The organism is Pseudobacteroides sp. (assembly GCF_036567765.1).
Lineage (GTDB): Bacteria > Bacillota > Clostridia > Acetivibrionales > DSM-2933 > Pseudobacteroides.
This window is the reverse complement of record NZ_DATCTU010000112.1, coordinates 102,474-116,855: the sequence shown is the minus strand read 5'-3', so window position 1 is coordinate 116,855 and position 14,382 is coordinate 102,474. Positions and strand designations below refer to the sequence as shown.

Below are 14,382 nucleotides of genomic sequence, written 5' to 3'. Positions count from 1 at the left end.
AATATAATTATTCCTCATCAATCCTAACTACGGATGCTCCAACTCCTCTGAGCTTTCCTTCAATATCCTCATATCCTCTGTCTATATGCTTGAGACCATCCACCCTTGTTTCACCCTCTGCTACAAGACCTGCTAATACCAGTGCCGCACCGCCTCTTAAATCCTTTGAGGTTATATTGGCTCCTATAAGCCTTTTCACACCTTTTATAACTGCTATTCTTCCCTCTACCTTTATATTTGCCCCCATTCTGATAAGTTCCTCAACATGTTTATACCTGTTTTCGAAAACCGTTTCTACAATTATGCTTTCACCTCTAGCTATAGAAAGAAGAGAAACCATTTGTGCCTGCATATCGGTAGGAAATCCCGGGTAAGGCAATGTTCTTATTATGTCTATAGACCTTGGCCTGGTGGGCCCGCTGATTCTGATCAGATTTCTTTTTACATTTACACTGCAGCCACAATCCCTCAAGTTGGATATCATTGAGTTTATGTGCTCAGGAACCACGTTCTTTAAGACTATATCCCCGCCTGTTATTGCCGAAGCCACCATGTATGTACCTGCAACAATCCTATCGGGAATGACATTATGTACTATACTCCTCAGCTTGGTATTACTACCTGAAATGCGTATAACACTGGTTCCTGCACCCCAGATATTGACACCCAAGCCTATAAGGAAGTTTTGAAGATCAATTATTTCCGGCTCTTTTGCCGCATTTCTTATGCATGTTTCCCCTTCTGCAAATACAGCTGCAAGCATTATATTTTCTGTTGCTCCAACGCTTGGATAATCCAGGTGGATATCGCAGCCCTTTAGTCTTTCCGCTTCGCAATAAACAAAACCCTTTTGCATGAAATGTACTTTTGCACCCATCTTTTTTATGGCCTTCAGGTGAAGATCTATTGGCCTCGGGCCTATTTCACAACCACCTGGTTGTGTTGGTTTATGGGCATTTTCACAATAATGTTTCATTTCAATAATAACATCATCTATTTTATCACTGTATAAGATATCAATCAACTTAAAACCCATTTCCTTAATTAGCCAAGGCTTGAAGCTTTTTCTTTATGTGGATATTTCCCATGTTTCATATGATTTTGCATGTGTAAAAGCAAAAATGATAGGTTATGTTATATCCTACCATTTTTTATTTGATTAGATTATATGATTCTAAATTCTCATATGTTAATTTTTCTTGTTTATATAAAGTTATCTAGTTAACTCACTTGAATAATCAGCACTTGACTTTCCAAAGTTTTTCGAAACAATCAATACATCCAGCATATTTATCACTCCATCCTCATTCAAATCACAAGCTGAATTGAAAAGATCATCGGATATAACAGCATTAAAGCACTTTGCAATTTCATATACATCTCTTATATCTATTATATTATCCTGGGCACGAATATACTCATAGCTGTTGGATAATGGATCAACCCGTTTTATATAGCACTCGATATCACCTGCCCACATTACTAATTCCAGCAGGAAAATTTGCAACTGTTCTTGACAGATAGCTTTTCTTGCTAATCTTAACAGTGTATGGTTGTCTTGACTCAGGTATGCTTCCTGTATAGAAGTTACCTTGACTATCTGAAAATCTAGTCATTATGCGAATCAAATCCCGGTCAAATATATCAACCTGAAAATTATTAAGAGTCTTAATATTTGAGGAATTTAAATCAAGCTTTATGCTTCCACTAATGAAACACTTTGGGGTAGGTGTCGGGGTAGGTATATTGTCAGAATTCAATGTTTCAAAACTTTCCCAGCCAGGTCCTCCATATGCAGCTACAGCAACATAATAACTATACTTTGTACTTGGTTTTAACCCTGTCAGCACAAATGTGGCCTCTGTTTTATCTACAGGTATTTCTCCTTTTATACTTTCAATACCGTCCGAAAAGCTTATTGTATATGGTACTGGCCAAACCGTTGATGTATATCTTCTTATTAATAAGCTTATAGTTACTGAAGTTGAAGTAATATCGCTAAAGGATGTTCTAATAAATACAACTGGTTCTTGAGGAGAAGTTGGCGATATTTGTGTTGGTGTTGGTGTATTTTGGGGCACAATATTCGAATCAGCCGCAAAAACCAAGTCTGTCTTTGGAGCGAAAAGGTTAAGAAAAACTAGTGCTGCCAAACAAATTGCAAGCAGGCAACTGATATTTTTAGGTTTTAAGCATAAATTTTTAAGCATAAAAAATCACCCCTATATAATCAATTTGTAAATAATGATTAACAAATTGATTATATAGGAGCAACCCACAAATGTCAACCCAAAAGCAAGAAATCTAAAGATCTAATGCCATCTGCCACGGCAAAATGTATTATTACTAGAGTTCTCAAAAGGTCAAACAGCATGTCGTTAAGTTGGTTTTACACATTTAATCATAATATACATTATTGATTATCTAGCCTTCGATTATCGCATCATTGCTTATTTTTTATAGAGTAAACTTTTACATCGGTTTCCCCATATTCCTTTACACCTGTATATTCTAATTTAAAGTTTTGCTCAAGCATTGCTTCATTAAGGTTTAAATCCTTATTATTTCTAACATTTTTATCTACTAAAATATAGTCTATTTTTTCTTTTTTGATAAGTTCGATTGTCTTATCAAGGCCTTCAGAAAACGAATAAATTTTTGTAATGTTTTTAAGTCTGGGATCAACATTGCAGCTGGAATCCACATCATTTTTAACAGCATATAACATTCTTCCTGAGAGTGTAACTGCAGTAATAGGATTGTCATCTGCTGGTATAAAGGTATCTGTCATAAATATTGAATCGCGGTTGGTATTTTTTAAAATCCATTGTTTCAGCTCAGAACTGTTATCCTTAATTTTATATCTAGTCATATTATTAACAGCAAAAACATCAAATAAGCCTGATAGTATAATTGTAAAAGTTAGGATAACTACTATAGGCTTAGTTAATGAAAGGTATCTCATTAACCTGTCTATGTTAATTATAGATGACTTATCTTCCCTAACATCCGATTTATATGAATCAGATGCTGCTACCTGTGATATTGTTTCAGGCTCATGTTCAGCAATTGGATGTGTTTCATTTGCTACATTTTCCAATGACTCTTCTGTAATCAGTGATGGCTCTTGTGTTATATTTTCCATTGCCCCCTCAGACTTTATAGTATTCTCCTGCGTGACAGCTTCCTCCGATTCTTCGACTCTAAGCGTTACATCTGTCTTCCTTTTTTTCCAGCTTTCAATTTTTCCCTTGATTATCTGAGGCAACCTGTATAGCGATACCAGCATATAAGCTGCAAAGCAATTAGCAAAAACAAGCCACATAAACATAAACTTGTTATTGTCATAAAGTATAACTCCCATTTGTAAAGTATTTGCAATTATAAAGGGAATTAAAAATATTAAAAAGTCAAACCTTTTCGCTTTATTAACAAAAAATACTGATGCAAAAATAAGAATAAGTTTTATACCAAAAACTTTAAAATAGTAGGCTACAAATGCGAAAATTGTGAATTTATCCAATGCATACCCAAAGTGAAGCTTTGGATATTGTGATAATACCGTATCCCCTGATTTAAACAACAGGAGCTGTGGTAAAATTATTAAAGCACAAATTAACGCTGTGTTAACCTTGCTTATAGTATAAGCTTTGTTTCTAAAAAATGTACTGATTCCAAAAAGTCCAATAAATGCAATACAAACAGCCGCAGAAATTATATTCCAAAAAGGAGTCATTCCTATAACTATCCCAATAAATATGTTTCTTTTAATATCTCTTCTCTTATACTGAGTAGTGCTTTTCACTTCTCTTCTAAGTACCAGATATAGGGCAAAAAAAACACAGATAGCTATAGAAAAGGCAAAGTGGCGCTGATTTATAAAAACATTAAAATTAAAAAGTCCCCAATCCTCAAAAGTTGCGTTACTAATCCAGCCGGTTCGCTTGATTATGCCCTGAATTAAGTTTGTATTCCTGTTTTTATAAATCCATTCAAATGCAGCAAGAGAGCTTGAAAAAATCAGTAATACAGCACTTAGTATGCCCACAGCCTTACTATTAAAATACTTTCTTCCAAACTCATAAACAAGAAGGAGCAGCACCGTCAAACTTAATAATGACAATACATTCAAAGCATTTAGAGTGCTGAAGCCAGACTGTGCCATTTTACCTGCATAGTAATCGAACAGGAAGTGATAATGAATTTGCGTATTGGCAAAATACGGATAAGTTGTGGGTACGTTATCCCCTATAGATACCGAACGCACAAAAGCATGATGGTACATTATATCGCTGTAAGCTCCGTAAGCAATCCTTATATCACCGGATTCTTCGTAAAAAGTGCCGTAATTAAGCCATGTGGAGTAAAGCATAAACAATATAAACAGTATAACTACTGCTTTGTTTTTGAAGAAATTAATTGTGTCCGTTTTGAGGGAACCTAAAACCTTTCTGGAATAAAACGAATACACTATGTATGCTGTAGATATCAAGAAATAAATAATATTTCCGTACAACCTGTCTTTTAAGGTATATATCGATAACAACTCCAATATATAAAGCATGGTTCCGGAAACTATAGAACCTATAATAAAAGAGCCTGAAAAAATCATAATTGGATTCTTCAGCTTAATAAATTGGTTCAAAAGACAATAACCTAACAATATAGAGAACAGTAGTAGTAACAATTAAAATCCCCCTAAATGAAATTTTATTTACATGAAAAATATAGTTGGACACACTCTTTAAGAAATGCTCTTTACAAATACGATATTTCGTAAATCATGATAAACATAATATGTCAAAAAAATAAGAACATATTAACCCCCAATATTTTTTGCAAATCAGAATATAATAATATTATACAACAAATTTTCCTATCAAATCAATAGATTTGGGACAAATAACCCAAAGTTTTAATTTAAGATAAACATCAAATGCATCTATTCTTACACCATGCATACCATTAATATAGTAATATATGCTTGCCACATTTCAAATAGGCAATAAATACCATTATTTTTTGTGTGTTATATTAATTTCATTGTGTTATAATTTAATGAACAAAATCACAAAGTGATTTTGCAACATTGGTCGTTGTCGTGAGAAATTATGGCGTAGTATACACCATAATTTCCCATACATAAACAAAATGATAAGAGGAATAATGACATGAATCTTAGACTTTCAATAACAATTGCTGTATCTAAAATTATTATAAAGGGATTAAGACTTATGAGGCGTGGCGGGACAACTCTTCCTGGAAAAATCGCCCTAAAGCTGTACCCTGGTTTTATTAAAGAAATAACTCACAATTTCAAAATCATTATGGTAACAGGGACGAACGGCAAAACAACAACATCGAGAATTATCAGCCAGATCCTTAATGAAAACGATATCGAATTCATTTCAAACAAGTCTGGTGCAAACCTCGTCAGTGGTATTGCTACCACTTTTCTGGACAGCATTGATATAAAGGGTAACTCCTCCTGTTCCCATGCACTGCTTGAGATTGATGAAGCTGCCTTCAAATCTCTCAGCAATTTTGTGGAGCCTGATATTCTTGTAGTTACAAACTTTTTTAGGGATCAGTTGGATAGATATGGAGAGCTGTATACAACATTAAATGGTGTCAAAGCTGGTATTGCAAAGCACAGCAAGACCAAGCTTGTTTTAAACGCTGATGACTCTCTTTGTGCATCAATAGGTAAAGAGACCGATAAAGAAGTTGTTTATTACGGTGTAAACAACAACGCCTGCGACAGCTTGGAGGAAAACATCAATAACGATGCTTCCTTTTGCCTTTATTGCCAAACAAGGTATGAATATCAAAGTCATATATACGGTCATTTAGGTGAGTTTTCCTGTCCCGCCTGTGGATACAGAAGACCTCAGTCAACCGTTAACTGCGTTAAGGTCTTAGAACTCAATCCGGAATACTCTAATATCCATTTTTCCATAAACAGTACGGGCGAGGATAAAAGCAAAATGTGGGATGCCAGGGTAAACCTACCGGGACTATATAATGTATACAACGCACTTGCAGCAGCAGCATGCGGAAGCCTATTAAACCTACCTGTTGAAAACACAATAAAAGCCATGGGCAAGTTTGAGTGCGGCTTTGGAAGAATGGAAACAATCAACGCTGGAAGCAAAAAAATAAGATTGATACTGGTTAAAAACCCTACAGGTTTTAATCAGGTTCTGAATTATCTTCTCACGGAAGACAAGCAAATGCAGCTTGCATTCCTTCTCAATGATAATCTTGCTGACGGTACCGATATATCATGGATTTGGGATGTGGACTTTGAGAAACTGGAAAAGATCCAGCATAATGTGGGCACGGTATATGCTTCAGGCATTCGTGCCGAGGATATGGCAGTACGGCTGAAATACGCAGGTGTATATACAAATAAAATATGTATAATTAAGGATTATAAAGAGCTTATTTCAACTGCATTGGAGAATACGCCGGAAGGCCAAAACTTGTATATATTGCCTACCTATACAGCTATGACAGAATTAAGAAAGTTCCTTAAAAACAAGTTCGGTTTGAAGGAATTTTGGAAATAATCTATTATATTTATTAAATTAAAAGTATTAGAAAAATAATCATATTGTATATGAAAGGAACATCTTTTTATGTATGAGTTAAATATATGTCATCTGTACCCTGACCTCTTAAACCTTTATGGGGACAGGGGAAATATAATTGCATTAAAAAGGCGTTCCGAGTGGAGAGGAATAAAAATCACCATCTCAAACGTTACACTCGGAGACAGTTTTATTCCCGAAAACTACGACATTATATTTTTAGGCGGGGGCCAGGATTACGAACAAACAATAATTCAAGATGACCTCTTGAAGCAAAAAGGCAGCGAAATAAAAAATGCCATCATGAATGATAAAATATTCCTATGTATTTGCGGGGGCTACCAGCTCTTAGGCAAATACTATAAGACCTGGGAGGGTAAGGAAATAGAATTTTTAGGCATCCTTGATCTTTGGACCATAGGAGGACAGAAGAGAATGATCGGCAATATGGCTTTTGAATGCGATTTTCTAAAGAGCGATACATTTGACGGCAAGGTAATAGGTTTCGAAAACCATTCAGGAAGAACCTATCTGGGTGTTGATGTCAAACCATTGGGAAGAGTGCTTAGAGGAAATGGAAATAATGGAGAGGATGATTGTGAAGGTGCATTATATAAAAATGTTCACTGCTCTTACTCCCATGGAAGCTTGCTTCCTAAAAACCCTGCATTTACCGATCACCTTTTGAGTCTTGCTCTTAAGCAAAAATACAAGGATTTTGTTTCATTGCAACCTTTAGATGATGTTATTGAATCTTGTGCACATGATTCAATGCTAAAGCGTATTCTATAAAATTAATTTTTTGTATTTACGTTTACACTATTAATTTATTTCATAGACAGTTATCATTTCGGAGGTAGTTAGGTGGGAGTACCCGTTATCAAATCAAACACCGTACAAAGTTTAATAAAAAAACCTTTTACAGAAGTAATTCTACTGCTTGCAGTTTTTGGAGCAGTTTTTTTTAAGTTAATTTATTTCCAGTTTATTACTTACATTAGCGGCAGACCGATTTTATCCCCGAGTAATTTTTCCATGCTTTCATCATCAGTCGCTGCTATACTATTGATATTCTCCCTTTTTTTCCTTCTATCTGGAAAAAAGTCTTTTATTGTTCTTATAATTATTAACCTTGTCCTGTCAATATTATTTCTCTCGGACATATTATACATACGCTATTATACAACAGCCATAACAGTGCCTGTCATTTTTGCATTCAAGTTTCTAAATTCAGTCGAAGGAAGTATTTTTAGTTTGTTTGATATAAAAGATATCTTCCTGTTTCTCGACTTTCCGTTCCTTTTAGCACTCTTGTTTATTTTTAAGCAAAGAATCCCTTTAAGGACAAGCTTTACAAAAAGGCTAATCATCTTTGCAGTAGTATTGGCAATTTCAATACCCACAATTTTTGTATCCTTTAATAATTCGGAGATCAAAACAGGAGTGTATGATAACAATCAGATAATTAAGAACATGGGCATCCTCTATTTTCATGGTAATGACGTGTTTAATTTTATAAAGGATGATCTTTTGAAAAGCAAAACCTTGACGGCTGATGAAAAGAAGCAAATGGATGATTTCTATAAAAATAAGCAGGTTTTTGGTGATAGGTTTAAGGGAGCTGCAAAAGGAAAGAATCTCCTTATTGTTCAGGTTGAATCACTTCAAGGCTTTGCAATGAATAAAACCCTTAACGGAAAGGAAATAACACCCAATCTCAACAAGCTGGCTAAAGAAAACTTCTATTTCGACAATTATTATTATCAGGTTAAAGGCGGCAACACATCTGATGCAGAGTTCCTTACCAACACATCTCTCTACCCCATAAATGAAGGGGCAGTATTTTTACGGTATCCTACCAATGTTTACAATTCCCTGCCCCACGCTCTAAAATCGAGGGGATATTCTACATCATCCTTTCATGCATATAACCCTAGCTTTTGGAATAGAGCTATTATGTACCGGAGTCTGGGCTATGATAGATTTATAAGCTACAAAGACTTCAATATTGACGAGTTTGTGGGATGGGGCGGCTATGCATTAAGTGACGAATCCTTTTTCAGGCAGTCTCTCGAGAAGATTGATACAACCAGTCCTTTCTACAGTATGCTAATAACACTTTCAAGCCATCACCCCTATGACTTTTTTGCAGACAAGTCAAATGTTGATGTGAACCCCTACGATAACACAGTGCTGGGTAACTACTTAGGTGCCATCAATTATGTAGACAGATGTATCGGAAAGCTGATTGACGACCTTAAAAAACGCAGCTTATATGATAATACAGTGGTAGTTATATATGGCGACCATAGTGCATTGCCAAGGCCTCAGGCAGGTGATCTCTACCGTCTTGAAAACGTTGAACCAAATAACTTCAATTGGATCAAGCTTCAGAAGGTCCCTCTTATAATACACATACCGGGTGTAGAGGGCGGGCAGACCATAAGCACTGCATCAGGCCAGGTTGATTTACTCCCTACATTAGCCAATTTGATGGATATTGACTTCCCTTATTCAATGGGCCAGGACATGTTCAATAAAAAGGAGGGATATGCCCTTCTCAGGGACTCATCGGTTGTAACCGATAAATATATCTATGTAGCTTCGGAAGACAAGGCTTATGATGTAAAAGGCAGCAGCCTCATAAATAAGAATGAATACCAGAATGAAATTACAGAAATACAACAGCTTGGTAATCTATCGGATTTAATGATAAGGAAGAATGCTTTTAAGGCTGACAGCTATTAATCCGCATTAACATACACAACAAATTTATCATCCTCGTAAGCCTTCATATAATCTGCATCTTCACTTAATAGGACATACAGCGGATCTTTTTTCGACATGAGGTAGTGAGTAAACTTGTACTTACCTATAAACTTTTTGTAATGCATACTCCCCTTCCTCATGTTGAAAAAATCAATAATAATATCTTCCTTTTTATTTAAGGATTTTAAGAATATTTCAGCTCTTGAATCGATAAAAGTCTTAAGACCCGCAAATTCAATATAACCGCCTGTATTAAAATCATTATACAGCCTTATGTCATCTGTCCTAACATTCTTTTTGATATACTCAACGGCACCTATTGGCCGGAATTCATTCATTTTGTCGGTATAATCATACTTTTTAAACACTCCGGCTATAATAAGTATTCCAATTATAACTGCTACTAGAACATGTCTTATCCTACTGCTTACACTTATGGAAGTGGGAAAACTTATACCTTTCAAGAAATAAGCTAAAAACGGTAGTCCGCAAACTAAAAACAATGCAAAGCTTCTTACCGAAGAAAGTCCCATGTATACCGTTCCTATTGTAATAAGCACATACCTGAGCCTGGTTTTGCCTTTAACCATTATATGCACCAATACAAACACTAGTAAAACCAGAAATATTATAATCCCCAATACACCTTTAAAATCCGGAGACTGCATCTCACTAATACTTGCCCCAACCATTTTGTTTCCATATGAATATACTACATAAATCATGTTCCTTAAGCCGTATGGATTAATAAATCCTGCTGCAATTGAGGATAGAAACATAGCAGCAAGGGTTGCAATACTATATCCCTGCCCGCCGATGATCAATATCTTAAACCTAAAGCCGTCGATTATATATGGAACCATTAGCAGGAAAAGGAATACCCACATTGCAGAATGTACGTTTACCAATATTACAGAAAGTAAAGGAATTAAAAATAAAGCATATAGTTTTTTATTTTTTAAATACACTTCAAGACAATAAATCGCCAGCACAAATATAAGTATTGAGAAAATCTGGGGCCTTGGAACCATGTAAAAGCTTAAAAATATAATTGAATAAAGGGATACACCCAGTGATATAAATTTGTTGTTGTCGCTCAGCAAAAGCGTCAACTTGTAAATAAACATTGATATTAGAATGTATATTGAAATACAAAGCACATGAATGCCAAAATCCCCAAACAAGTTGAATACCCAGTAGAATATTACCTGAGTCAACCACTGCTGTGCATTAAACACAAGCCCTTCATGGATTGTAAAAGTCTCAGTAATAGGAAATCCGGCGTTTATTATGTATTTTCCGGTGTTTATAAGCCAATATGTATCATTTTGCATAGCCGGAACATAAAGTATCAGGCAGGTAAGTAAAAATAACACACTTATAAATATAGAGTCAATTATCGATTTTCCGGGTTTATTTGTTGTTTGTATATCCATTATCATCACCTGTATAAGGACATTTTCCTTGGTTTATATGTTGCTTTTCCAATGACAAATAGCATATATAATATCGGAATATTTAAAACAAAATATTATGCAGCAAAAAAATTTGATTTTTTCAAAAAAAACTATTGCAATTATTAATAATATCTGCTATATTAATAAAGGTCGCTGACGCGAACGACATGCACCATTAGCTCAGTTGGTAGAGCACCTGACTCTTAATCAGGGTGTCCTGGGTTCGAATCCCCGATGGTGCATTAGAAAAATAAAGGCTTCGAAAATTTTACTCGGAGTCTTTATTTTGTATTTGCACCGATTTTGAAAATACACCTTTTAACTTATTCATAGCCTCCTTTTTATTCTCAGGGAGTACGTGAATATATATCACAACCTTCATCTGGTAATTTATTCCTGCAATTTAAGCGTTTAACGCCTTCTTTATAATCTTTGTGGTCCGTTTTTCATCTAATATCAACTAAATCTATTAAAAGACCTCCTGTTTCCAAGAGGTTCGCAATTTATTTTATGAATTTTTATTTCAAAGCTTATTTTTTAATAATAAAATATCTTCTGTAAATTTATTTTTTGTAAAATCATATAATATATATATATTAATACAAGACCAAAACATACCCTTCAATAATCGCCTAATAATTTCCTAGACATTAAAAAAGCCCCCCTTCTCAGAGAGGCCCTATTGTCACTATATCTCATTATATCTTTGCTATAAAGTTTTTGTATTTCGGAGAGTTAGGCTTATAATCTTTTTGAACCTCAAAATGTTTATCCATAAGTATCTCGATCTTATCAATGTAACTTAACTTAAATTGTCTCCACTCTGGAATAGTTTTCTTTTCATTTGAATCGCCAGCAGTTTGATATATATCTACAAGAATGTTTCCAGTATAATAGTTTATATACATGGCATGAGAATTTCCGATTCTTTCACCGTTTGCCGTATCGTCGGGACTATTATAACTGAATTTTACAGGCTTCCTTTGACTTATTGCTTTGATTAAAGTCTCTTTAATATCCTCTTTATACATTATATCACCCTCCCAATTTCCTAATTCTCCATTTGAAGGTAAATTCCTGCAAGTATAAAATATTTTTTACAAAAATGCTGCAGCAATATTATATATTAAATTAATATAAACCGTAGAACCATTAAAACAAAATCAAGGAGTGATTTTTCAACATTGATCGTGGTCATGGAAATTGTGGTGTAGCGTACACCATAATTTCCTAGATATGAGCAAGATACCTTACGATTTTGCAGCCTGAGACAGAAAAAAAGAGCCATTACCGGCTCTCTTAGGGAGAAATCGATGTACTATGAATCAGACTAATCTCTATATCTACTATAAAAGATTAAACCAGATCAGAATTGTTCTGCCCCTCAAGGCTTAACCTTTTAAATTATTCTAACTTTAAACTTTTAAAAGAGTGTGAATAATTTGTAAATATTAAATGTGTATGAAGTAACTATTGCGTAGCATACACCATAATTTCCCAGATACTAAAAAGAGGGCCCAAAAACATAAATCCGGCCCTCTTTTTTAGTACGTTTTGCAAAGTTTATCGTAATTATTATTACCCACCTATTTATATATCAAGCAAAAGAGATAATTTTACTTTTCACTCTCTAGGCAAAAATAAATCTCCGTTTCCTGTAAAGCCAAACAATAGCTTGCTGTAGTTGCTGTCCTTGATGTTATTCACTATAATACTTCCAAGGTTTGTCTCATATTCCCTTTCCTCAATGGACTGGGTTACTGTGCCATATCCATACCATTCTCCCAAGGTGTAATATGTGGGCATCCTGTAAAAGATCTCTACGTTGGCTTCAAATTCCCTGGCTTTTAACTTCCCCTTCCATCTTTCCATAACATTTTCCCCCTTGAAAAAATATTATAACCCAATTATACCATATTTTTCCCTGGAGTCAAATAATTTGTAAATTTTTCTTATTCCTTGTAACTTTATTCAACATTTTTTGTTATTTTTGCAAACTTAAAAATAACCCCGCATAATTCACCTTTTTAAGGTTATGCTGAGTTACTTTCCACATCACAATTCAAAATAATTGTAAAATTTTTAATTGTGTCTCACTCTTTAGATTCCTTACAATTTACACACTTCTCCTCAGATTCAGACTTCTGCCACTCATGATTTTCAATCCCACATATGGAACAAACACATCCATCCCATACATGTTGATTTTCGTCACAGACATCTGCTTTACAGCCATTCCATTCAGGTGAACAATGCATATTTATTACCTCCATTAAAAACATAAAATTGTGTAGTATGCTGTTATTTACCCTGATATTTTTTTACTAAACAAAAAAGTTTTATACCTTTGCTTTATTAGCAGCCTTTCTTATCAATCTATCCAGCCTGTGCTTAAGATCCTTGTAATAAACACCTCTTAAAAGGCTGTTACCTAAACAAATCTCAAAAGCCTTTTCAGTTATACTTTTAGCATTATTAATATCCTTTACCCTATGCTCATAATGCTTTGCCAGCTCTATCATCACAGGAATGTTCGGAGTTTTGGATGTGCTCATAATCAGCTCTAGGCATTTGGTTATCCCATCATAGTCCTTATTGTTTTTATATAGCCCTGTAAGCTCTTTTAAGGCCTCAACCCTTATAATATTGTTATTTGAAACCGAACAATGCTTAAAACAGCTTTCAGCCTTCCCATAATCCATAACTCTGTTATAGATCCTGGCTGTACCAAAAACTTCATTATAATCAGAAGCTTCTTCTAAAGGATTATTAAGAAGTTTACTGATTTTTACACTAAGCGACACCATTGAAATGATATCCAGTCTGTTATGCTCTAACACCCTCTTCATATCGGAAGCATCCCTGTCGTTGACATATTTAAAATACGCCGATGGTATAAGGTATCCCGGTATATCGTCCGCTCTTTTGAAATCAAGCAGATTTTCTTCAAGTGATATGAGTCTGCAGCTTTCCAGCTTCCTTTTCCATATAGCCCTGGAAATATGCAGCAAATCCAGATGTACAGGATCCGTCTGCCTGCATTTTATTCTATTAAATATAAATCTGGAATTCAAAAGGTTCCAATCAAAGGCCTTGCCGTTGAATGTAATCAGTCCCTTCCTGCCGGCAAGCTCATTATCCAAATAACAAAGCATTGCAGGCTCTTCATCATAATCCCTCATAAAAAGCTGCTTTACTACAAAATTATCCTCTTCAAAATATCCAATTCCGATAAGGAATGCAACCGTCCCAGACCCGCCAAGCCCAGTGGTCTCCGTATCAAGAAACACCATGTCCTTAAGTTCCAATTTGCTAACATTGCTGCTAAACACCTTTAAAAGGTAATCAAAATCAAGTGCAGCAAAGTCTCCCAGAGTGCAATTTCCATGAACACAATCCATTGAATAGGTATTCTTATGCATGAAAAACGAACCCATGCCATTTGACTCAATAGTTCCCTCCATAAGCCGGTCTATTTCAGCGTTAGTTTCTATTTTTACAGCCTCACTAGTGTTTTGCTTTTCAGCAAATTGTTTAAGCTTGCTTCTTAAATCGGAATACAT

The 14,382-nt window shown here is 34.9% G+C and carries 14 protein-coding genes and 1 tRNA gene; 4 read left to right on the top strand and 11 right to left on the bottom strand.

Features of this window, described 5'->3' with window-relative positions:
- Positions 1-7: 7 nt before the first annotated feature.
- The 4 genes from murA to VIO64_RS18280 all read right to left on the bottom strand — a co-directional run bounded on the left by murA (position 8) and on the right by VIO64_RS18280 (position 4,687).
- Complete coding sequence (gene murA / locus VIO64_RS18295) at positions 8-1,024, bottom strand: UDP-N-acetylglucosamine 1-carboxyvinyltransferase (RefSeq protein ID WP_331920920.1); 1,017 nt, start codon at positions 1,022-1,024, stop codon at positions 8-10.
- Between the two features lie 189 nt (positions 1,025-1,213).
- Positions 1,214-1,480 carry a dockerin type I domain-containing protein gene (locus VIO64_RS18290; RefSeq protein ID WP_331920918.1) on the bottom strand — a complete coding sequence of 89 codons (267 nt, stop codon included), beginning with the start codon at positions 1,478-1,480 and terminating at the stop codon, positions 1,214-1,216.
- Positions 1,467-2,210, bottom strand: coding sequence for a fibronectin type III domain-containing protein (locus tag VIO64_RS18285; RefSeq protein ID WP_331920916.1), 744 nt, complete (start codon positions 2,208-2,210; stop codon positions 1,467-1,469). The genes VIO64_RS18290 and VIO64_RS18285 overlap by 14 nt, the downstream gene beginning before the upstream one ends.
- A gap of 233 nt (positions 2,211-2,443) precedes the next feature.
- Positions 2,444-4,687 (bottom strand): hypothetical protein, encoded by a 2,244-nt coding sequence (locus tag VIO64_RS18280; RefSeq protein ID WP_331920914.1) that lies wholly within the window; start codon positions 4,685-4,687, stop codon positions 2,444-2,446.
- A gap of 484 nt (positions 4,688-5,171) precedes the next feature.
- Here VIO64_RS18280 and VIO64_RS18275 point away from each other — a divergent pair, with 484 nt between their 5' ends.
- The gene (locus VIO64_RS18275) at positions 5,172-6,572 is read left to right on the top strand and encodes a Mur ligase family protein (protein WP_331920912.1); all 1,401 of its coding nucleotides are present in this window, start codon (positions 5,172-5,174) and stop codon (positions 6,570-6,572) included.
- A gap of 69 nt (positions 6,573-6,641) precedes the next feature.
- Positions 6,642-7,385, top strand: a complete 744-nt coding sequence (locus tag VIO64_RS18270) for a glutamine amidotransferase (protein ID WP_331920910.1) — start codon at positions 6,642-6,644, stop codon at positions 7,383-7,385.
- Between the two features lie 200 nt (positions 7,386-7,585).
- Here the strand turns inward: VIO64_RS18270 and VIO64_RS18265 are convergent, their stop codons facing one another.
- Positions 7,586-7,756: a hypothetical protein gene (locus tag VIO64_RS18265; protein ID WP_331920908.1), complete on the bottom strand. Its 171-nt coding sequence runs from the start codon at positions 7,754-7,756 to the stop codon at positions 7,586-7,588.
- A 15-nt stretch (positions 7,757-7,771) separates the two neighbouring features.
- On the bottom strand, positions 7,772-7,996 hold the full coding sequence (locus tag VIO64_RS18260; protein WP_331920906.1) for a hypothetical protein: 225 nt from the start codon (positions 7,994-7,996) through the stop codon (positions 7,772-7,774).
- Positions 7,997-8,036: 40 nt separating this feature from the next.
- On the opposite strand from VIO64_RS18260, the gene VIO64_RS18255 reads away from it, so the two are divergent.
- Positions 8,037-9,341 carry an LTA synthase family protein gene (locus VIO64_RS18255; protein ID WP_331920904.1) on the top strand — a complete coding sequence of 435 codons (1,305 nt, stop codon included), beginning with the start codon at positions 8,037-8,039 and terminating at the stop codon, positions 9,339-9,341.
- Here VIO64_RS18255 and VIO64_RS18250 read toward each other — a convergent pair.
- Positions 9,338-10,798: a hypothetical protein gene (locus VIO64_RS18250; protein WP_331920902.1), complete on the bottom strand. Its 1,461-nt coding sequence runs from the start codon at positions 10,796-10,798 to the stop codon at positions 9,338-9,340. The genes VIO64_RS18255 and VIO64_RS18250 overlap by 4 nt on opposite strands.
- 190 nt (positions 10,799-10,988) lie before the next feature.
- Here VIO64_RS18250 and VIO64_RS18245 point away from each other — a divergent pair.
- Positions 10,989-11,061: transfer RNA gene (locus tag VIO64_RS18245), tRNA-Lys, on the top strand.
- A 456-nt stretch (positions 11,062-11,517) separates the two neighbouring features.
- On the opposite strand, the gene VIO64_RS18240 is transcribed toward VIO64_RS18245, so the two are convergent.
- From VIO64_RS18240 to VIO64_RS18225, 4 genes are all read right to left on the bottom strand, one after another.
- Positions 11,518-11,850: a hypothetical protein gene (locus VIO64_RS18240; protein ID WP_331920900.1), complete on the bottom strand. Its 333-nt coding sequence runs from the start codon at positions 11,848-11,850 to the stop codon at positions 11,518-11,520.
- A 592-nt stretch (positions 11,851-12,442) separates the two neighbouring features.
- Positions 12,443-12,691, bottom strand: coding sequence for a hypothetical protein (locus VIO64_RS18235; RefSeq protein ID WP_331920898.1), 249 nt, complete (start codon positions 12,689-12,691; stop codon positions 12,443-12,445).
- 221 nt (positions 12,692-12,912) lie between these two features.
- Positions 12,913-13,077, bottom strand: a complete 165-nt coding sequence (locus tag VIO64_RS18230; protein ID WP_331920896.1) for a hypothetical protein — start codon at positions 13,075-13,077, stop codon at positions 12,913-12,915.
- A gap of 81 nt (positions 13,078-13,158) precedes the next feature.
- On the bottom strand, positions 13,159-14,382 hold the full coding sequence (locus VIO64_RS18225; protein ID WP_331920894.1) for a ribonuclease H-like domain-containing protein: 1,224 nt from the start codon (positions 14,380-14,382) through the stop codon (positions 13,159-13,161).